15 protein-coding genes are annotated in these 19,726 nt (G+C 73.5%); all 15 read right to left on the bottom strand.

The window, feature by feature from the left end:
- Positions 1-742 (bottom strand): adenosylhomocysteinase (locus ACZ6Y1_RS33795; RefSeq protein ID WP_469639047.1); only part of this gene is annotated, 742 nt, incomplete at its 3' end.
- Positions 743-777: 35 nt separating this feature from the next.
- Complete coding sequence (gene metF, locus ACZ6Y1_RS33790) at positions 778-1,752, bottom strand: methylenetetrahydrofolate reductase [NAD(P)H] (RefSeq protein WP_469639044.1); 975 nt, start codon at positions 1,750-1,752, stop codon at positions 778-780.
- A gap of 19 nt (positions 1,753-1,771) precedes the next feature.
- Positions 1,772-5,224 carry a methionine synthase gene (gene metH, locus ACZ6Y1_RS33785; protein ID WP_469639041.1) on the bottom strand — a complete coding sequence of 1,151 codons (3,453 nt, stop codon included), beginning with the start codon at positions 5,222-5,224 and terminating at the stop codon, positions 1,772-1,774.
- Positions 5,221-6,213 (bottom strand): carbohydrate kinase family protein, encoded by a 993-nt coding sequence (locus tag ACZ6Y1_RS33780; protein WP_469639037.1) that lies wholly within the window; start codon positions 6,211-6,213, stop codon positions 5,221-5,223. The genes metH and ACZ6Y1_RS33780 overlap by 4 nt, the downstream gene beginning before the upstream one ends.
- 91 nt (positions 6,214-6,304) lie before the next feature.
- Entirely contained in the window at positions 6,305-7,528 is a 1,224-nt protein-coding gene (metK, locus tag ACZ6Y1_RS33775) for a methionine adenosyltransferase (RefSeq protein WP_469639034.1), read from the bottom strand.
- A gap of 1 nt (position 7,529) precedes the next feature.
- Positions 7,530-9,491, bottom strand: coding sequence for a condensation domain-containing protein (locus tag ACZ6Y1_RS33770; RefSeq protein WP_469639031.1), 1,962 nt, complete (start codon positions 9,489-9,491; stop codon positions 7,530-7,532).
- A gap of 109 nt (positions 9,492-9,600) precedes the next feature.
- Complete coding sequence (locus tag ACZ6Y1_RS33765; protein ID WP_469639028.1) at positions 9,601-10,443, bottom strand: 4'-phosphopantetheinyl transferase family protein; 843 nt, start codon at positions 10,441-10,443, stop codon at positions 9,601-9,603.
- Positions 10,440-12,212: an acyl-CoA dehydrogenase gene (locus ACZ6Y1_RS33760; RefSeq protein ID WP_469639025.1), complete on the bottom strand. Its 1,773-nt coding sequence runs from the start codon at positions 12,210-12,212 to the stop codon at positions 10,440-10,442. Before ACZ6Y1_RS33760 ends, ACZ6Y1_RS33765 begins: the two co-directional genes overlap by 4 nt.
- Positions 12,213-12,233: 21 nt before the next feature.
- A complete protein-coding gene (locus ACZ6Y1_RS33755; RefSeq protein ID WP_469639022.1) occupies positions 12,234-13,148 on the bottom strand; it encodes an aromatase/cyclase in 915 nt (304 codons plus the stop codon).
- A 176-nt stretch (positions 13,149-13,324) separates the two neighbouring features.
- On the bottom strand, positions 13,325-13,597 hold the full coding sequence (locus ACZ6Y1_RS33750; RefSeq protein WP_469639019.1) for an acyl carrier protein: 273 nt from the start codon (positions 13,595-13,597) through the stop codon (positions 13,325-13,327).
- A gap of 40 nt (positions 13,598-13,637) precedes the next feature.
- The gene (locus ACZ6Y1_RS33745) at positions 13,638-14,867 is read right to left on the bottom strand and encodes a ketosynthase chain-length factor (protein WP_469639016.1); all 1,230 of its coding nucleotides are present in this window, start codon (positions 14,865-14,867) and stop codon (positions 13,638-13,640) included.
- A complete protein-coding gene (locus ACZ6Y1_RS33740; RefSeq protein ID WP_469639012.1) occupies positions 14,864-16,129 on the bottom strand; it encodes a beta-ketoacyl-[acyl-carrier-protein] synthase family protein in 1,266 nt (421 codons plus the stop codon). Before ACZ6Y1_RS33740 ends, ACZ6Y1_RS33745 begins: the two co-directional genes overlap by 4 nt.
- A 97-nt stretch (positions 16,130-16,226) precedes the next feature.
- On the bottom strand, positions 16,227-17,183 hold the full coding sequence (locus tag ACZ6Y1_RS33735; protein WP_469639009.1) for an aromatase/cyclase: 957 nt from the start codon (positions 17,181-17,183) through the stop codon (positions 16,227-16,229).
- A complete protein-coding gene (locus ACZ6Y1_RS33730; protein WP_469639006.1) occupies positions 17,183-17,986 on the bottom strand; it encodes an SDR family NAD(P)-dependent oxidoreductase in 804 nt (267 codons plus the stop codon). The genes ACZ6Y1_RS33735 and ACZ6Y1_RS33730 overlap by 1 nt, the downstream gene beginning before the upstream one ends.
- A complete protein-coding gene (locus ACZ6Y1_RS33725; RefSeq protein WP_469639002.1) occupies positions 17,983-19,680 on the bottom strand; it encodes an FAD-dependent oxidoreductase in 1,698 nt (565 codons plus the stop codon). Before ACZ6Y1_RS33725 ends, ACZ6Y1_RS33730 begins: the two co-directional genes overlap by 4 nt.
- Between the last annotated feature and the right edge of the window lie 46 nt (positions 19,681-19,726).

Below are 19,726 nucleotides of genomic sequence, written 5' to 3'. Positions count from 1 at the left end.
TGATGCCGTCGATCAGGGAGTGGCGGCAGCCGTACTTGTTGTCGAACTTCGACTTCGTCACGGCGTCGTTCACGTTGATCGCCGGGAAGAGCAGGGCGCCTTCCTTGTGCATCTCGTACAGGCGGTGGACACCGGTGGTGGTCTCCTCCGTGACACCGCGGATGCCGTCGGCGAGGGTGACCCAGTCGATGGTGCTCTTCTGCAGGAGGCCGAGGACGAGCGCGTACTCCTCGTTGTCCGCGGTGGACGGGTCCGGAACGGAGCCGGCCTTCTCGAACTCGACGCCCTTGTGGACGAGGAGGGTGGCGTCACCACCGTCGTCGAGGATCATGTTCGGGCCCGCGTGGCCCGGCCAGGTCAGCGCCTGCTCGGTGCACCACCAGTACTCCTCCAGCGTCTCGCCCTTCCAGGCGAAGACGGGGATGCCCGCGGCGGCTATGGCCGCGGCCGCGTGGTCCTGCGTCGAGTAGATGTTGCAGGACACCCAGCGGACGTCGGCGCCGAGGGCGACGAGGGTCTCGATGAGCACGGCCGTCTGCACGGTCATGTGCAGGGAGCCGGTGATACGGGCGCCGGCCAGCGGCTGCGACGCCGCGTACTCCCGCCGGATCGACATCAGACCGGGCATCTCGTGCTCGGCCAGGGTGATCTCCTTGCGGCCGAAGGCGGCGAGGGAGATGTCGGCGACCTTGTAGTCGGTGAACTCGGCGGTGGCGGCGGTGTCGGTGGACTGGCTGGGCATGGACTACTCCGGTGTGTGGGCGGCAGCGTGCAGCGTCAGTTGACGTTCAGGTTCTGGTGGATCTCTCGGGTCGCCGTGGAGCGGTTGAGGGTGATGTAGTGCAGGCCGGGCGCGCCCTCGGCCAGCAGCCGCTCGGCCATGACGGTCGCGTACTCCACCCCGATGGCGTGGCCGGCGGCCGCGTCGCCCCGTACCGCCTCCAGGCGGCCGGCGAGGTGTTCGGGGAAGTGGGCGTCGCTCAGCTCGGCGAAGCGGCTGATCTGCCGTACGTCCGTGGCGGGCATGATCTCGGGGATCACCGGGGTGAGACAGCCGACGGCGGCCAGCCGGTCGCGCAGCCGCAGGTAGTCCTCCACCTGGAAGAACATCTGCGTGATCGCGTAGTCGGCGCCCGCCCGGCACTTGGCGGCGAAGTGCCGGATGTCCTCGGTCCAGCCCGGTGAACGCGGGTGGCGCTCGGGGAAGGCGGCCACGCCCACGGTGAAGTCGCCCAGCCTGCGGATGAGGCTGACGAGTTCGTGCGCGTGCGTGAAGCCGTCCGGGTGCGGGGTCCACACCCCCTTCGGGTCGCCGGGCGGGTCACCGCGCAGGGCGAGGACGTCACGGATCCCGGCGTCGGCGTACTGACCGATGATGTGCCGCAGCTCGGCGACCGAGTGCCCGACCGCCGTCAGGTGGGCCACGGGGCGCAGCGTGGTCTCCGCCGCGATCCGCTTGGTGACCTCGACCGTACGGTCGCGGGAGGAGCCCCCCGCGCCGTACGTGACGGAGACGAAGGAGGGCGAGAGCGCCTCGATGCGCCGGATCGCCTTCCAGAGCGTGCGCTCCCCCGCCTCCGTCTTCGGCGGGAAGAACTCGAAGGAGAACGAACGCCGTCCGCTGGCCAGCAGCTCGCGCACGTCGGGACGGGCCGCGGGCACGGCGGCGGGTGTGGACGGGGTCGCGGGGGTGCTCGCGGGCGCGGTCGCCGGGGGCGAGAGCGCCGGGTGCTCGGTGAGGAGGGCTCCCATGCTCGGTCCTTTCCGTACGTCAGCGCGCGTTGAAGTACGAGGCTTCGGGGTGGTGGATGACGATGGCGTCGGTGGACTGCTCGGGGTGGAGCTGGAACTCCTCCGAGAGCTGTACGCCGATCCGCTCGGGCCGGAGCAGCTCGGCGATCTTCGCGCGGTCCTCCAGATCGGGGCAGGCGGGGTAGCCGAGGGAGTAGCGGCAGCCCTGGTACTCGGTGCGGAACATGCCGGCCATGGACGCCGGATCGGATCCGGCGATGCCCAGTTCGGTACGGACGCGGGCGTGCCAGTACTCGGCCAGGGCCTCGGCGAGCTGGACGGAGAGGCCGTGCAGCTCCATGTACTCGCGGTAGGCGTCGGCGGCGAAGAGCCGGGCCGTCTCCTCGCCGATCCTGGAGCCGACGGTGACGACCTGGAGGCCGACGACGTCGGTCTCGCCGGAGTCCTCCGGGCGGAAGAAGTCGGCGAGGCACAGGCGGCGGCCGCGGCCCTGGCGGGGGAAGGTGAAGCGGGTCCGCTCGGAGCCGTTGTCGTCCAGGATGATCAGGTCCTCGCCCTTGGAGACGCAGGGGAAGTACCCGTGCACGACGGCCGCTTCGAGCAGCCCGTCGGTGTGCAGCCGGTCGAGCCAGCCGCGCAGCCGGGGCCTGCCGTCCGACTCGATGGTGCCGGCGTCCTTCAGCCCCCACTGGCCCTTGAACAGGGCGGTCTCGTCGAGCCAGGAGGCGTACTCCTTGAGAGGGATGCCCCTGACGACACGGGTGCCCCAGAACGGCGGTGCGGGCACCGGGTTGTCCACGGCCACGTCCGAACGGCCCCCCGGCTCGGGCTCCGCCACCTGGAGGGCGGCCGTGTCGCGCTTGGCGACGCGGCGCTGCTTGAGAGCGGGGAGAACGGCCCCGGGGACCCCGCGTTTGACGCCCATCAGCGCGTCCATGAGGCGCAGGCCCTCGAAGGCGTCGCGGGCGTAGCGGACCTCGCCCTCGTAGATCTCGTGGAGGTCCTGCTCGACGTAGGCGCGGGTCAGGGCCGCGCCGCCGAGGATCACGGGGTAGTCGGCCGCCAGCTTGCGCTGGTTGAGCTCCTGAAGGTTCTCCTTCATGATCACGGTCGACTTCACCAGCAGGCCCGACATGCCGATCACGTCGGCCTTGTGCTCCTGCGCGGCTTCGAGGATCGCCGAGACCGGCTGCTTGATGCCGATGTTCACGACGTTGTAGCCGTTGTTGGTGAGGATGATGTCGACGAGGTTCTTGCCGATGTCGTGCACGTCGCCGCGGACGGTCGCCAGGACAATGGTGCCCTTGCCCTCCGCGTCGGACTTCTCCATGTGCGGCTCCAGGTAGGCCACCGCGGTCTTCATCACCTCCGCGGACTGGAGCACGAACGGCAGCTGCATCTGCCCGGACCCGAACAGCTCGCCGACGACCTTCATGCCCTCCAGCAGGGTGTCGTTGACGATGTTCAGGGCGGGGCGTTCGCGCAGGGCCTCGTCGAGATCGGCCTCCAGGCCGTTCTTCTCACCGTCGATGATGCGGCGCTGCAGACGCTCCTCCAGCGGCAGGGCCAGGAGCTCTTCGGCCCGTCCGGCCTTGAGGGACTTGGTGTTGACGCCCTCGAAGAGCGCCATCAGCTTCTGCAGCGGGTCGTAGTCGCCCTCACGGCGGTCGTAGATCAGGTCCAGGGCGGTGTTGACCTGCTCCTCGTCGAAACGGGCGATCGGGAGGATCTTCGAGGCGTGGACGATCGCCGAATCCAGACCCGCCTTGACGCACTCGTCCAGGAAGACCGAATTCAGCAGCACACGGGCCGCCGGGTTGAGGCCGAAGGAGATGTTCGACAGACCCAGCGTCGTCTGGACGTCCGGGTGGCGGCGCTTGAGGTCGCGGATCGCCTCGATCGTGGCGATGCCGTCCTTGCGCGACTCCTCCTGACCGGTGCAGATCGTGAAGGTCAGGGTGTCGATGAGGATGTCCGACTCACGAATCCCCCAGTTCGACGTCAGGTCCTCGATGAGCCGCTCGGCGATCGCGACCTTGTGCTCGACCGTCCGCGCCTGGCCCTGCTCGTCGATGGTCAGCGCGATCAGCGCCGCACCGTGCTCCTGCGCCAGCCGCGTCACCTTCGCGAAACGCGACTCCGGGCCGTCACCGTCCTCGTAGTTCACCGAGTTGATGACCGCACGACCACCCAGCTTCTCCAGACCCGCCTGGATCACCGGGACCTCGGTCGAGTCCAGGACGATCGGCAGCGTCGAAGCCGTGGCGAAGCGACCCGCAATCTCTGCCATGTCCGCGACACCGTCACGGCCCACATAGTCCACGCACAGGTCGAGCATGTGCGCGCCCTCACGGATCTGATCGCGCGCCATCTCCACGCAGTCGTCCCAGCGCGCCTCCAGCATCGCCTCGCGGAACTTCTTCGACCCGTTGGCGTTCGTCCGCTCACCGATCGCCATGTACGAGGTGTCCTGCCGGAACGGCACCGTCTGGTACAGCGACGCCGCACCCGGCTCCCGCTGCGGGCTGCGCTCGGTGACGGCCGCGCCGCGCACCCGCTCCACCAGCTGCCCCAGGTGCTCCGGGGTCGTACCGCAGCAGCCGCCCACGAGCGACAGCCCGTACTCCTCGACGAACGTCTCCTGGGCGTCGGCCAGCTCGGCGGGGGTCAGCGGATAGTAGGCGCCGTCCTTGGCCAGCACCGGCAGGCCGGCGTTCGGCATGCACGACAGCGGCAGGCGGGAATGGCGCGCCAGATAGCGCAGGTGTTCACGCATCTCCGCGGGGCCCGTGGCGCAGTTCAGGCCGATCATGTCGATGCCGAGGGTCTCCAGCGCGGTCAGCGCCGCGCCGATCTCCGAGCCGAGCAGCATGGTGCCGGTCGTCTCGACCGTCACCGAGCAGATCAGCGGGACGTCGATACCGAGCCGGTCCATGGCCCGGCGGGCGCCGATGATCCCCGACTTGGCCTGGAGCAGGTCCTGGCAGGTCTCCACGACGAGCGCGTCGGCGCCGCCGGAGAGCAGGCCCTCGGCGTTCGTCTGGTACGCGTCACGCAGTTCCGTGTACGCGACGTGGCCGAGCGTGGGCAGCTTGGTCCCCGGGCCCATCGAGCCCAGGACCCACCGCTGACGGCCGGTGGAGGTGCTGAACTCGTCGGCCACCTCGCGGGCGATGCGCGCACTGGCCTCGTTCAGCTCGAAATTGCGGTCGGCGATGTCGTACTCGGCCAGGGCCGACAGGTTGCCGCCGAAGCTGTTCGTCGAGACGCAGTCCACCCCGGCCGAGAAGTACGCCTCGTGCACCGAGCGCACGATGTCGGGCCGCGTCACGCTCAGGACCTCGTTGCACCCCTCCAGCTGCTGGAAGTCGTCCATCGAGGGGTCCTGGGCCTGGAGCATCGTTCCCATCGCCCCGTCGGCGACGACCACACGCGTGGCGAAGGCCTCGCGCAGTGCGTCGACCCTGTTCATGAGGTGCCTCCCTGCGGGTCCAGTACGGCTTCGAGCTGCTGCGCGGCGCCGGTTCCGTACACCGTCCGTACGGTGCGCAGCAGTGCGGCCGGGTCTGCTTCGTACGCCTGCGAGCCGACGGCCCGCAGCACCAGGGCGGCCATCGCGCAGCCGAGCCGGGCGGCGGCCTCCAGCGGCAGGTCCTTGGCTGTAGCGGCGAGGAAGCCGGAGCGGAAGGCGTCCCCGACGCCGGTCGGGTCCTCGGCGGGTACGTCGGGGACGGCGTCCACGACGATGGCCGGGGCGCCCTGGCGTTCGATGCGCACGCCCTTCGAGCCGAGGGTGGTGACCCAGGTGCCGACGCGGGCGAGCACGTCCTCGGCCGTCCACTCGGCGCGTTCGCGCAGCAGCGCGGACTCGTACTCGTTCGTGAAGAGCCAGCGGGCGCCGTCGACCAGGCTGCGCACCTCGTCGCCGGAGAGCCGGGCGAGCTGCTGGGAGGGGTCGGCGGCGAAGGGGATGCCCAGGGCGCGGCATTCCTCGGTATGGCGGACCATCGCGGCCGGGTCGTTGGGGGATACGAGGACCAGGTCCAGGGGGCCGCCGGAGGCGACGAGCGCGCGCAGGTCGATGTCTGCGGCCTCCGCCATCGCTCCCGCGTAGAAGGAGGCGATCTGGTTGGAGTCCTGGTCGGTCATGCACATGAAGCGGGCGGTCTGGTGGCCGGCGGAGACGTGCACTCCGCCGGTGTCCACACCGTGTTCCTTGAGCCAGACCTCGTACTCGCCGAAGTCCGGTCCCACGGCCCCGACGAGCAGCGGGGTGAGCCCGAGCACTCCGAGGCCGTAGGAGATGTTGGCCGCCACCCCGCCCCGCCGGACCTCCAGCGAGTCGACGAGGAAGGACAGCGAGACGTGTTCCAGCTGGTCGGGGAGGAGCTGGTCGACGAACCGGCCCGGAAAGGCCATGAGGTGATCCGTCGCGATGGATCCTGTCACCGCAATACGCACGGGGTCTCCTGGGGCGGGTTGGGCCGGGCTCTCGCTGTCGGCGGGTGGGGCGGCGGGAGGAGGGAGGGGAGGACGTGGGCGGGAGGAGCGGTCAGCGGGCGGCGGCGGCCTTGAGGGCCTCGGCGCGGTCGGTGCGCTCCCAGGTGAAGTCCGGCAGCTCGCGGCCGAAGTGGCCGTAGGCGGCGGTCTGGGCGTAGATCGGGCGGAGCAGGTCGAGGTCGCGGATGATCGCGGCCGGGCGCAGGTCGAAGACCTCGGTGACCGCCCGCTGGATCTCCGCGACGGGGACGGTCTCGCTGCCGAAGGTCTCCACGAAGAGACCGACGGGCTCGGCCTTGCCGATGGCGTACGCGACCTGGACCTCGGCGCGGCGGGCCAGTCCGGCGGCGACGATGTTCTTGGCGACCCAGCGCATCGCGTAGGCGGCGGAACGGTCCACCTTCGACGGGTCCTTGCCGGAGAAGGCGCCGCCGCCGTGGCGGGCCATGCCGCCGTACGTGTCGATGATGATCTTGCGGCCGGTGAGGCCGGCGTCGCCCATCGGGCCGCCGATCTCGAAGCGCCCGGTCGGGTTGACCAGCAGGCGGTAGCCCTCGGTCTGGAGCTTGATGCCGTCCTCGGCGAGCTGGGCCAGTACGTACTCGACCACGTGCTCCTGGACGTCGGGGGCCAGCAGCCCCTCCAGGTCGATGTCGGCGGCGTGCTGCGAGGAGACGACGACGGTGTCGAGGCGGACGGCCGTGTCGCCGTCGTACTCGATGGTGACCTGGGTCTTCCCGTCCGGGCGCAGGTAGGGCAGCGTGCCGTTCTTGCGGACCTCGGAGAGCCGGCGGGAGAGCCGGTGCGCGAGGTGGATGGGGAGCGGCATCAGTTCGGGGGTCTCGTCGGTGGCGTAGCCGAACATCAGGCCCTGGTCGCCGGCGCCCTGCTTGTCGAGCTCGTCACCTTCTTCACCTGTGGCGGCACCCTCGACCCGGCTCTCGTAAGCCGTGTCGACGCCCTGGGCGATGTCCGGGGACTGCGCGCCGATGGAGACGGACACGCCGCAGGAGGCGCCGTCGAAGCCCTTCTGCGAGGAGTCGTAGCCGATCTCCAGGACCTTCTCGCGGACGAGCTTGGCGATCGGCGCGTACGCCTTCGTCGTCACCTCGCCCGCTATGTGCACGAGCCCGGTGGTGATGAGGGTCTCGACGGCGACGCGTGAGGCCGGGTCCTCGGCGAGGAGCGCGTCGAGGATCGTGTCGCTGATCTGATCGGCGATCTTGTCGGGGTGACCCTCGGTCACGGACTCCGAGGTGAACAGACGGCGGGACATGTCACTCCTGGTGGTTGGGAACGGAGGGGACTGAGGGGGCTGAGGGGTCCGGCGGCGGCGCCGGGGGCACGGGGGCGGAGCCGGCGGCGGACCCTGCGGCGGACCCGGAGCGCGGGCTGCGCACGGCCGCCGCCAGCGCACGGGCCAGCGTCCGCAGCGGGCCGGGCCCGCCGTCCGCGGCCCCGGCGATCGTGACGGACGGCGCGGGCCAGCCGTGGGCGGCGACGCGTTCGGCGGCCTGCCGGGCGGCGTCGCCGGCCCCGGAGAAGCCGCCGAGTAGCACCGGTTCGCCGCGCGCGAGCGCGGGCCGCAGGGCCTGCACGCACCGGACCGGGTCCTGCCCGCCGGGCCCTGCGCCCAGGGTGGCCAGGGCCTGCGGGCCGTCGTAGAGCTCGGGCAGCCCGTCGTAGCAGCCGGGCGGTGCGCCCGGCGGCGGCAGCAGGCAGATCGTGCCCGCCCCGGGCCGGGCGGCGGCCCGCAGGATCCGCGCCGGAGCGGGCTGCCGGGGCCGCGCCAGGGGTACGGGTACGCCGTCGAGCAGGCCCAGGGCCCCGGCCACGTCCGGTGCGGTCCGCCCGTCGGGCAGGGCGCTGAGCAGCATGGTGGCCTGGGCGAGCAGCGCGGCCGCGGCGGCGTCCGGGAGGCCGGCGCGGTCGTGGACGCCGGTGAGGACCAGCCCGCCCCGGGAGTCGTGGTGGGCGACGAGGGTGAAGGGCACGGCGGCGTGGCCCTCGATCACCTCGGGCGCGTCCACCCGTACGCCCTCGGCGGCGAGTTCGTGTGCGAGGGCGCCGACCGCACCGAGGGCGGCGTCGGTCCCGTACCCCGGTTCGAAGACGACGAGGGACTCGACGGCCGGCGGCGTCCCGGCCGCCGTGCCGTGGTGCCCGGCCGCCGTGGCGTGGTGCCCGCCCGCCCACTGCTCGATCTGGCCCGCGGACACCCACTCGTACGCCGCCCGGTCCAGCGCCTGCCCGCCGAGCTCCTCCAGCAGCGGCGCCAGCGGTGTCGAGGCCCGCAGGCGCAGCGACAGCGGGAGGGAGCTGCGCAGCGTGCCGGAGAGCAGCTCGGCTCCGGCGAGGCCGATGCCCCGGCCGGAGACGGCCGCGGAGAACGCGACGGGCACCGGGTCCGGGTGCCCCGCGTCGGCGGCGGCCCGGTACAGCAGCAGCGCCCACACCAGGTGCAGGGCCGTCGACTCGCTCGCCCCCCGGCCCGCGGCCCAGGCCCGCAGCCGCTCGGCCTCGGACCGGGTGAGCCGCTCCCGGCTCCAGCCGTGGCCGGACCGGTCCGGCTCCCCCGCGCGCGCGGAGCGCAGCGCGGGCAGCGTCGCGGCCCCGGGCGGCGGGGCGGCCCGCCCCCAGAACTCGCGGGCGCCGGAGGTGTCCTGACGGGCCAGCCAGTGCGCGTGGTCGCGTACGTCGGGCCGCCGCTCGCCGCCCAGCGGGCGGCCGTCGGCGAGGTAGGCGCGCAGGAACGCCCGCAGCAGCCCGCGCACGCTGCGCCCGTCGAGGAAGGCGTGGTGGTAGGTGAACAGGATCCGGGTGGCCCCGGGCGGCGCGGTCTCCTCCAGCAGCAGGATGCGCAGCTGCCCCGGCCGGCGCAGGTCGGACTCGCGCAGCCGCTCGGCCCGGACGAGGGCGTGCCAGTCGGCGCCGTCCGGGTCGGCGTACGTGATCCGCGGCTCCACCCGGGGGTGGACGGCCATGGCGGGGAGCCCGCCCGCGGGAGCGGCGAGCGTGGTGCGCAGGGCGGCGTCGGAGTCGTGGAGCGCCTGCCAGGCCGCGGTGAACCGGTCCGCGTCCAGGGGCCCGTACCAGCGCAGCAGCAGCTGCCCGGTGTGGACGCCGGTGCCCGGGCGGGCCAGGGTGTCGAGGAGCAGGTCCCGTTGGAGGGCCGAGGCGGGGACGGGCAGCGGGCGCGGGCCGGTGCCCGTGCGGAAGCTCTGGCGAGCGGCGCTCATCGCGTTCGTTCCTCCTCTCCTGTCGGGATCGCGGATCTCGGTGCCCGGGGTGTCGGGCCCGGGGGGTGTCGTGCCCGGGGGTGTCGGGCCCGGGGGGTGTCGGGGGGTGTCAGCCGGCTTCGAGTTCGGCCTCCACGGCTTGCATGAACCCCTCGTCGAACATCGTGTCGACGGCCGTGTCGCCGGCGGGGTCCAGTCCCGCGTCCGAACAGGCCGTGCTGAGCAGGTACCGCCCCAGCACGCGGTGCGTGGCGAACCACCAGGAGGCCTCCCCCGCCGCCGGCCGGCCGTCCGGCCCGAGGAACGCGCCGTCGGCCAGCCCGAAGCCGAACTCCGTGAATCCCAGCCTCAGCCCCTGTCCCAGGGCCTTGGTGTAGGCCTCCTTGAGGGTCCACAGCCGCAGCATCTCGGCGGCCTGCCGGTCCGGGGGCATCCGGCCGAGTTCGACGGCCTCGGAGGGGATGCACACGCGGTCCCGCAGCAGTTCGAAGGACATCCGCCGGCCGGCCGGTTCCACGTCCACGCCGATCCGGCCGATCCGGCTGAGCCCCACGGCGATGAGGTCCTCGGTGTGGCTGAGGCTGAGGTCGATCTGGCTCATGCCGCGGATGTACGGGCGTCCGCCGATCCGGTACGAGAGGTCGAGCGCGGCCGGCTCGGTGCGCAGGGCTGCGGCCGCCGTGTACTTGACGACCATGCGCGAGGTGACGAAGCGGTAGCGGACCGCCGCGTCGGGCGTGCGCCGGTAGCGCTGCCAGTCCCGGCCGAGCAGCGGGCGCAGCGAGGTGTCGGCGAGCGCGGCGGTCAGCCACTCCCCCCAGGTCGCGTACACGACGACGCTGCCGCGCGACTCCAGCCCGGCGGAGACCTCTTCCCAGGGTCCGGCGGGGCCGGTGACGTGGACGGGCGGCGCCGCCGCCAGGTTCACGGGCACGGGGTTCACGGGGTTCATCGGATGAGCTCCGTCCCGTCCAGGTCGTAGCTGCGGCCCGCGAGGTGGCGGCGGGTCAGCTCGCCGAGCACCTGGGCGAGGCAGCCCTCGGGCAGGTCGGGCACGGCGATGCCGAGGCGGCTGCCGATCCGGGTGAGGGCGAGCACCGCCCACGCCGGGTCGGCGAGGAAGGCGTCGGAGCCGTCCTGCGCCTCCCAGATGCCGAGGACCGAGGCGGCCGCAAGGACCAGCGCGTACCGGTCTGCGAGCACCGCCACTCCGGGGCCGGCCTGTGTGGCCCGGCCCGCGGGCAGGGCCGCGCACCGGGTGCGCAGGTCGCGCAGTTCGCCCACGAACCCGTCGGCGAGTTCGGCGAGCGCGGCCATCTGGCCGCCGAGGGCCAGGGCCCCGCCGAGCCGGTCGGCGGCGCCGACGAGGGTCGCCGCGAGGAAGTCGTCGCCCCCGGCGACGCCCAGCTGCCGGTAGTCCAGGGCGGGCAGCTGCGCGCCGCCGCCGAAGAGGCCGGGCGGCGGCTCGGGCATGCGGAACCAGGAGCGTTCGGCGAGGGTGCGCAGCTGGGGCACGATGACGGCCTGGCAGGCGGCGGTCCCGGCGTGGCCGAGGCCGGCCACCGGGAGGTCGCGTACCAGCTTGTCGAGGGCCCCGTACTGGGCGTCGCCGCGCACGTATCCGTGGCCGCCGAGGACGCCGGCCAGCTCCTCCAGGTCCTCCCGGATCATGTCGGGTACGACGTACTTGACGGCCGCGGCCAGTACGTTGACGTGCTCGGGCAGCAGGCTGAGGGCGCGCAGCGAGACGGTGGCCATGCTGTCGGCGGCCAGCAGGTCGGCGAAGACGCCGGCGAGCGGCTTGTGCCAGCGCCGGGCCAGGGGGGCGGTGCGGCCCTCGGTGACGGCCCGTACGGCGGAGTGCAGGACGGTGTCCGCCGCGGCGACGGCCAGGGACGGGATCAGGCAGCGGTTGACCTGGAAGGTGCGCAGCGCCAGGGCCACGCCCTGGCCCTCGGCACCGACCAGGGCCTGGCCGGGCAGCGGGAAGTCCTCGAACCGCAGTCCGGAGAAGAGGCCTCCGCGCATGCCGTTCATGGGGACGCGGGGCAGGTGCGTGAGCCGGCCGGCGGCGCGGGCGTCCGCGATGGCGTCGGTGCCGAGCAGGAAGACGGAGTGGCTGCGCGGGCCGCGGGCCGGGGCGGTGCGCGCGTAGACCACGTACGCCCCGGAGCGGGCCGCGTTGAGGATGACGTCCTTGCTGCCGCTGAGCCGGTAGCCGCCCGCGGGCACCGGCTCTGCGGTGAACTCGTCGCGCAGGATCCCGTTGGCGTGCGCGAGCTCGTGGTGCACGATCGACGCCCGGCCCCCGCCCAGCAGCACCGCCGCGAGCTCCGCGCGCTGCTCGGGGCCGCCCTCGGCCCATACGGGGGCGGCGGCGAACAGCGAGGTGATGCCGTAGCCGAAGCCGAGGGCCACGTCGCGCCGGAACACGGGGCGCAGCACCTGCGCGAGCAGGTCGGCGCGGGTGAGCCGGCCGCCCTCCCCGGCGGGCACGAACTCGGCCCCGAGGCGCGTCCCGGCGAGCAGTTCCTCGGTGGCGGCCGGGGGCGTGCGCCGGGCGTCGGCTTCGGCGAGGGCCGCGATCCCGTGCGGGTTGGCCGGGTCGTGCGGGTCGCCGAGGAGCGTTTCGAGGCGTGCGGCGCGGGCGGCCGCCTCGGGGGCGCCGAGCTGCGCCACGGGGGTGGCGTGCGGGCCGGCGGGGGCCAGGGAGGTCGTCATGTGCGGAGCTCAACTCCCCGGTCAGAGGCTGCGGACTGCGGATTCCGCGTGCTGTGCGGCGACGGCCAGGGTGGCCGTGCTGTCGCGGCCGAGCGCCCGGCGGACGTACGCGCGGGCGTCGGCGAGGTCCGCGCCGGGGCCGAAGACCGCTTCGACCGCTTCCTCGCGCAGCAGGACGCTGTGCCGGGAGACGGCGCTGACGCCGGTCTCGTCGGGGAACAGCGCCCACTCGCCGGTGTGCGCGGCGAACAGCGGGGTGGCCGGGGTCTCCTTGTGGACGATCCGGTAGGCGGCCGGGAAGCAGATCCGCACGGATTCGGTGGTCTGCCGGACGCCGTCGGGGCCGAGGGTGTCCGTGCTGAGGTGCTGGATGCCGGGGGCGTCCTCGGTGACCTCTGCGCGGGTGACGTGGGACAGGTGCGCGGGCCAGGCGTCGGCCCGGTAGAGGAAGTCGTAGACGAGCTCCGGCGGCGCCTGGACCTTGATCTCGTCCTCGAAGGTGAGAACCAGGTCGTCGAGGCGCTCCCAGCGCTCGGCGGCCTCCTTGATCCGGTCGAGTTCGGCCCGGCTGTTGGTGTCGGTGGCGAGCCCCACCCAGGCGGCGTCGTCGGGGCGGTCCTCCGCCACGGTGAAGTCGTGGTCGAGGGTGAGGCGGGTCCGGCCGGCGCCGAGCTCCTGCACGGTCCAGCGGCCGCCCAGGCTGAGCGCGGGCGCCGCGGGGGTCTCCTGGCGGAACTCGACGGTGCGGCCCACGGGGTCCATGGCCCGGCGGGAGAACCACGACTTGACCTCGCCGTTGGCGGTGACCCACATCTGGAACCGGTCCTCGGTCCCGTCGAAGTCGAGCCGCTCCACGTGCACGCTCGGAGGCATGAGCAGGGGCCACTGCGTGGTGTCGGCGATCAGGCCGTACACCACGCCGGCGGGTGCGTCCATGTCCACCGTGTAAGCCCTGTGATGTGTCCGCTCGAGTGACATCGGTCCACCTCTCTCGCCCTGGGGTCACGAATGTGCCCGAGCTCGCCGGAAGGTGGCTGGAAGGCCGCTTGAGGACCGTTCGGGGAGGGGTCGACGGCCGCCCCCGGTCCGTGCGGCGGCGGCCGGGAGGGCGGTCAGACGGCGGCCCGCGAGGCGGCCAGCGCCCGGTTGACCATGTCGAGGTAGCGGCGCGGGGTGTACGCCTCGTCGAGCTCCTCCTCGTCGAGGACGACGGCGTGGTCGCGCTCCACCCGGCCGGTGGTCTCCAGCATCGCCAGCGAGTCGTAGCCGAGGTCCCCGAACGTCGTGTCGAGGATGTCCCCGTCGAGGTCGGCCCCCTCGGCCTCGCCCGCGCATTCGCGCAGCAGCCTGACCAGGTCCGCCAGTTCGAACTGCTCCTTGCCCATGGACGTGCCTCTCTTCCGTTCTTCCGTTGCGTGTGTCGTGTCAGGCGGCGCGGACGACGGCCGCCGCGTTGAAGCCGCCCCGGCCCCGCGCCAGCACCAGCGCGGTGCGCAGCACGGGCCCGGTGCGCGGGGTGCCGGTGACCAGGTCCACGGGGCAGTCGGCGGCGGGCCGCACGGTGCCGGTGGTGGGGGGGATGACCTGGTCGCGCAGGGCGAGCAGGGCGGCCGCCAGGTCGAGGGCGGCGCCGCCCGAGGAGAGCCGTCCGGCCATGCTCTTGGGTGCGGTGACGGGCACCGCGTAGGGGCCGAAGACGGCGGCGATGGCCTCGGCCTCGGCCCGGTCGGCCGCCCGTTCGCCCGCGGCGTCCGCGAGGACCAGGTCGACGTGGGCCGGTCCGATCCCGGCGTCGGCGAGCGCGAGGCGCGCGGCGTCGGCGAGGCGTGGCTCCTGCGGGGAGGCGTCGAAGGTGGCCGCGTGCCCGGCGAGGCTGCCGTAGACGCGGGCGCCGCGGGCGGCCGCGCTCGCGGCGTCCTCCATGACGAGCAGCGCCCCGCCCTCGCCGACCACATGGCCCGAGGCGTCCGGATCGAAGGGCAGGTAGGCCCGGGCGGGGTCGGCGACGGTGCTCATGGAGCCGCCCGCGAGGTGCGCGGCCCAGCCCCAGGGGCACAGGGCGGAGTCGAGGCCGCCGGTCACCACGAGCCGGGCTCCCTTGCGGAGCTGGCGGCGGGCGTGCGCCACCGCGTCGAGCCCGCCGGCCTGTTCGGAGACGACGACGCCGGAGGCGCCGCGCAGCCCGTGCCTGATGGAGATCTGGCCGCTGTTGACGGCGTAGAACCAGGCGAAGGACTGGTACGCGCTGACGTGCTGGGGCCCCTGGCTCCACAGGGCCTGGAGCTCGCGGTGGCCGAACTCGAAGCCTCCGCAGGAGTTCGCGGTGACCACGCCCGCCGCGTACGGGGGCAGGGTGGCGATGTCGGCGCCGGAGTCGTCGACGGCCTCCTGGGCGGCGGCCAGCGACAGCCGGGTCACCCGGTCGGTCTGCGGCAGGAGCCGGCTGGGGACGTGGTCCTCGTCGACGAAGCCGGGCACCTCCCCGGCGATGCGGACCGGGTAGGGGGAGGCGTCGAAGCGGGTGACCGGGCCGATGCCGCTCTCGCCGCGCAGGACGGCGGACCACCAGGTCTCCGTGCCCAGCCCGCCCGGGGCGGCGACCCCGATCCCGGTGATGACGGCGGTGGTCGCGGGCGCTGCGAGGACGGCGTTCATACGGCTGCCTTCAGGCTCGGTCGGGTCAGGATCATGGCGCTCTGGAAGCCGCCGAAGCCGCTGCCGACCGTGAGGACGGTGTCGGTGCGCTGTTCGCGGGCGGTGAGCGGGGTGTAGTCGAGGTCGCAGGCCGGGTCGGGCTCGTGCAGGTTCGCGGTCGGCGGGACGACGCCGTGCTCGATGGTGAGGGCGCAGGCAGCCACTTCCAGGGCGCCGACCGCCCCCAGGGAGTGCCCGATCATCGATTTGATCGAGCTGACGGGCACCTGGTGGGCGCGTTCGCCGAGGCTGCGTTTGAAGGCGTCGGTCTCGTGCCGGTCGTTCTGCTTGGTGCCGGAGCCGTGGGCGTTGATGTAGTCGACGGCGCCCGGGTCCAGCCGTGCCTCGTCGAGCGCGAGGCGGATCGCCTCGGCCATCTCCGTGCCCTCGGGGCGCAGTCCCGTCATGTGGTAGGCGTTGCTGCGCGAGGCGAAACCGGCGATCTCGGCGTAGACGTGCGCGCCGCGCCGCCGGGCGTGTTCCAGTTCCTCGATGACGAGGACGGCCGCGCCCTCGCCGAGCACGAATCCGTTGCGGGTGCGGTCGAAGGGGCGCGAGGCTCCGGCCGGGTCGTCGTTGCGGGGGGTGGTCGCCTTGATCGCGTCGAAGCAGGCCAGGCTGATGGGCGAGATCGGCGCCTCGGCGGCCCCGGTGACCATCACGTCGGCGCTGCCCTCGCGGACCAGGTCGACGGCGTGCCCGATGGCGTCCAGGCCGGAGGTGCAGCCGGTGGACACGAGGGATACCGGGCCCTGGGCCCCGGCGGCGCGGGCGACCTCGGCCGCCATCGAGGAGGGCACGAAGTAGTCGTAGAGCTGCTCGGCGGCCCGGGTGTGGTCCACGAGCCACCGTCCGCCGCGGTCGCTGACGGTTGCGTACTCGCGTTCCAGGCCGGTGGTGCAGCCGAGGGCGCTGCCCAGGGTCACACCGCACCGGGTGGGATCGAGCGACCCCGCCGGCCCGCTGTCGGCCAGCGCCTCGCGTGCGCTGACCAGGGCGAACTGCGCCGCCCGGTCGAGCCGATGGACATCCGACGGTCCGAAGCCGTGCTCCAGCGGGTCGAAGTCTGCCTCGGCGGCGACCTGCGAGCGGTAGGGGGCGGGGTCGAGGAGGGTGAGGGTGCGGGTGGCCGTGCGCCCGGAGGTCAGCAGCGACCAGAACTCCTTCGTACCGGGCTTGCCCGGGGCGACGACCCCGATGCCGGTGATGACCACGCGTCTCATCGCTGCCCCCGCGAGTTGGTTGCCCGTACGGTCTTCGAGCGTCGGCGACCGCACTGGAGGACGGCTGGAGCCGCCGCCGTCCTCCGGCAACCGCCTGCTAGAGGCTCTCCGCGTACCGCTTGGCGAAGGTGAGCGTGGCGGTGCTGTTGCGGCCCAGGGCCGTACGGACGTACGCGCGCGCCGCACGCAGATCGGCGTCCTCACCGAGCACGGCGGTGATGCTGTCCTCGCGCAGGACGACGCTGTGCCGGGCGGTGGCGACGGTGCCGTGGGCGTCGCCGGTCACGGTCCAGGAGCCGGTGTGGGCCTCCATCAGGGCGGGGGTGCGGGTCTGCTTGTAGACGATGCGGCCGGCCTCGGGGAAGCAGACGCGCACCGATTCGGTGGTGTGCGCGGAGCCGTCGGCGGTCAGCGTGTCCATCGACATCACCTGCACCGGGCCCTCCTCGGCCACGTCGAGCCGGGAGACGTGCGGGAGCAGCTTCGGCCACTCGCCGACCCTCTCCAGGAAGGCGTAGACGTCCCCGGGCGGCGCCGCCACGTGGACGGTGTCCTCGAAGGACATCACCAGGCCGTCGAGCCGCCCCCAGCGCTCCCCGAGCCGGGCGATGTTGCCCAGTTCGGCGCGGCTGTTGGTGTCGGTGGCCCGGTTCACCCAGTCCACGTCCTCGGCCCGGTCGCCGGCCACGGAGAACTCGTGCAGGAGGGTCAGCCGGGAGCGTTCGGCGCCCAGCGCCTCCACGGCCCAGGTGCCGGTCATCGCCGACAGCGGGGCGGCGGGGACCTCCTGGCGGAACTCGATCCGGCGGTCGGCCGCGTCCAGGACGCGGCGGGAGGTCCACGACGTGGTCCGGCCGTTGGCGGTGGCCCATACGGCGAGGTGCTCGTGCACCCCGTCGAAGGCGAGGCGCTCCACGTGGACGTTGGGCGGGAAGTACAGCGGCCACTTGGCGGCGTCCGCGATCAGGCCGTAGACCACGCCCGCGGGGGCGGCGACCTCGATCGCGTGCGAGGTGCGGTGCAGGCGCCCGGTGCCGGGGAGGGAGGTGGTCATCAGAAGTTCCCCAGCCCGCCGCAGACGTTGAGCGCCTGGGCCGTGATCGAGGCCGCGAGCGGCGTGGTCAGGTAGCCGACGAGGGCGGCGACCTCCTCGGGGGTGGAGTAGCGGCCCAGCGGGATCTTCGCCTCGAACTCCGCCATGACCTCCTCCTCGGTCCTGTTCCAGGCGCCCGCGTACCCGGCGCGCACCCGGGCGGCCATCGGCGTCTCGACGTATCCCGGGCAGACCGCGTTGACGGTGGTGCCGGTGGTGGCGAGTTCCTTGCCGAGGGACTTGGTGAAGCCGACGACGGCGTGCTTGGAGGCCGTGTAGGGGGCGCCGAGCACCACGCCCTGCTTGCCCGCGGTGGAGGCGATGTTGATGATGCGGCCGTAGGGGCCGGTGCCGAGGCCGCCGCTGCGCAGCGCCTCGCGGGTCACCAGGAACACGCTGTTGAGGTTGGTGTCGATGATGTCGTACCAGAGCTCGTCGGCGATGTCGGCGGTGCGGCCGCCGCCGCTGCGTCCGGCGTTGTTGACCAGGACACCGATCGGGCCGAAGGTTTCGACGGCTGTCGCGACGAGCCGGACGACGTCCTCCTTGACGCGGACGTCCGCCGCCGTGCCCTCGGCTTCCAGGCCTTCGGCGCGCAGGTCCTCGACGGTCTGCTTGACGGCCACCCGGTCGCGGGCGCAGAGGAACACCCGGTGGCCGCGGCGGCCCAGGTCCCGGGCCACGGCCAGGCCGATCCCGCTGGTCGCGCCGGTGACCAGGGCCACGGGGGTGGCGGGCACCGCGTCGTCAGTCGTCGCCGTCATCGTCGTCCCTCCAGGACTCGGGTGGTTGTCCTGACCGTGTCCCGGACCGCTGGGGACGCGTTCGAGGAGCGGTGGAGGAGCGCTGGACCGAGGACCGCCAGGGCGTCCTCGAGCCGTCGCGCGGTGAGGCTGCGGCCGCTGGAGGCGAGGTAGCCGTCGGGGCGGATCAGCACCCAGCCGCCGGAGGCGAGGCCGAGCGCGTCGCGCAGCGCGCCGTCCGGGTCGGGCAGCGGCCAGGGCGCGCTGCCGGCGCCGGCGCCGACGGCCCGGACCGAGAGCCAGTCCCGGGCGGTGGCGGCGGCGCCCTCGGCGGCGGCGCTCGCCTCGTCGCCGTCGGGCACGTAGAGCAGGGTCCAGCGGATGTCGCGGAGTTCGGCGTGCAGGGCGGTGGCCGCAGGGCCGGCGGGCAGGGCGGCCGCGATGGCGGCGGCGCGCGATCCGGCGGGCACCCGCAGCCCGTCGTCACCGGGTCCGTTCAGCGGGGAGTCGGGGTAGCCGAGGAGCAGCCCGGACATCCCGCCGAGGACCTTGCGCTGGATCCTGCGGCGCAGCGGCGGCGCACCGCGCACGACGGAGAAGACGGCCGGGAGCATCACCCCGGCCAGGCTGTTCTTGAGCTGGACGAGGAAGGTCGCCTGCTTGGTGGAACCGAGGAGCCTGCGCCCGACGGGGACGCGTTCCTCCGTGTAGGTATCGAGCAGCGCCCGCCCGGCCCGGCCGTGCGCGGTCATGGCGAGCTTCCAGGCGAGGTTGTACGCCTCCTGGATGCCGGTGTTCATGCCCTGGCCGGAGGCGGGGCTGTGGACGTGCGCCGCGTCGCCGGCGACGAAGACGCGGCCCTCGTGCATACGGGGGACCATGCGCTGCTGGAAGGTGAAGACGGAGGTCCACTCGGGCCGGCCGACGCGGACCTCGCGGCCGAGGCCCGCGCTGAGCCGGGCGGAGAGGCGTTCGGCGCTCTCGAGGTCGTGAGCGGCGCCGGTGGTGCCGGCGCGGGCGGTGGGCGCGGTGTCGAGCAGCCGCCAGTGGCCGTCGCGCAGGTAGGGCACCATCATCAGGGCCTGGCCGCCGGTGTGCACCCAGTAGATGGTGTCGGGCGGCAGGTCGAAGTCGACCTGGGCGTCGGCCAGTTCCCAGGTCTCGCTGGATTCGCCGATCAGCTCCAGTCCGATCTCCTTGCGGACGGTGCTGTGGCCGCCGTCGCAGCCGACGAGCCAGCCGGTCGCGTACTCCTCCGTGCGGCCGTCCGCGTGCTCCAGGCGGGCCCGCACCCCGTGCTCGTCCTGGCGCAGGCCGGTCAGCCGCACTCCCCATTCGGGGGTGACGCCGAGCCGTCCGCAGGCGTCGCGCAGCAGTTCCTCGGTGCGGGTCTGCTCGATGACGACGGTGAAGGGGAAGCGGGTGGGCATCGAGGAGTAGTCGGCTTCGAGCCGCACCAGGCGGCGCCCGCCGGCGTACATGGTGAAGGCCTTGTTGTGGCGGCCGCTCTCCAGCACGGGCCCGGCCACGCCCATCTGGTCGAAGGTCTCCAGGGTGCGCGGGTGGACGGCGACCGCCCGGCTGGTCGCGGCGGGTGCGGGCGCCGCGTCGACGAGCCGTACGCGGATGCCCCGGCGGGCCAGTTCGTGGGCGGCGGTGAGGCCGACGGGCCCCGCTCCCACGACGAGCACCGAGGTCTGGTCGGACGTCACCATGGCGGTCCCTCTCTCTCGGGGCGGTGCTTGTGGCACGTGCGGCGGA

Source organism: Streptomyces sp. NPDC053432 (genome assembly GCF_055585365.1).
The sequence above is the reverse complement of the archived record's forward strand: the minus strand, read 5'-3'. Positions and strand labels throughout refer to the sequence as shown.

Excerpts from the sequence above, each read along its gene's own strand:
- metF (WP_469639044.1), bottom strand. The coding sequence starts at position 1,752 with ATGGGAGCCCTCCTCACCGAGCACCCGGCGCTCTCGCCCCCGGCGACC.
- metH (WP_469639041.1), bottom strand. The coding sequence starts at position 5,224 with ATGAACAGGGTCGACGCACTGCGCGAGGCCTTCGCCACGCGTGTGGTC.
- metK (WP_469639034.1), bottom strand. The coding sequence starts at position 7,528 with ATGTCCCGCCGTCTGTTCACCTCGGAGTCCGTGACCGAGGGTCACCCC.
- ACZ6Y1_RS33770 (WP_469639031.1), bottom strand. The coding sequence starts at position 9,491 with ATGAGCGCCGCTCGCCAGAGCTTCCGCACGGGCACCGGCCCGCGCCCG.
- ACZ6Y1_RS33765 (WP_469639028.1), bottom strand. The coding sequence starts at position 10,443 with ATGAACCCCGTGAACCCCGTGCCCGTGAACCTGGCGGCGGCGCCGCCC.
- ACZ6Y1_RS33760 (WP_469639025.1), bottom strand. The coding sequence starts at position 12,212 with ATGACGACCTCCCTGGCCCCCGCCGGCCCGCACGCCACCCCCGTGGCG.
- ACZ6Y1_RS33755 (WP_469639022.1), bottom strand. The coding sequence starts at position 13,148 with ATGGACGCACCCGCCGGCGTGGTGTACGGCCTGATCGCCGACACCACG.
- ACZ6Y1_RS33750 (WP_469639019.1), bottom strand. The coding sequence starts at position 13,597 with ATGGGCAAGGAGCAGTTCGAACTGGCGGACCTGGTCAGGCTGCTGCGC.
- ACZ6Y1_RS33745 (WP_469639016.1), bottom strand. The coding sequence starts at position 14,867 with ATGAACGCCGTCCTCGCAGCGCCCGCGACCACCGCCGTCATCACCGGG.
- ACZ6Y1_RS33740 (WP_469639012.1), bottom strand. The coding sequence starts at position 16,129 with ATGAGACGCGTGGTCATCACCGGCATCGGGGTCGTCGCCCCGGGCAAG.
- ACZ6Y1_RS33735 (WP_469639009.1), bottom strand. The coding sequence starts at position 17,183 with ATGACCACCTCCCTCCCCGGCACCGGGCGCCTGCACCGCACCTCGCAC.
- ACZ6Y1_RS33730 (WP_469639006.1), bottom strand. The coding sequence starts at position 17,986 with ATGACGGCGACGACTGACGACGCGGTGCCCGCCACCCCCGTGGCCCTG.
- ACZ6Y1_RS33725 (WP_469639002.1), bottom strand. The coding sequence starts at position 19,680 with ATGGTGACGTCCGACCAGACCTCGGTGCTCGTCGTGGGAGCGGGGCCC.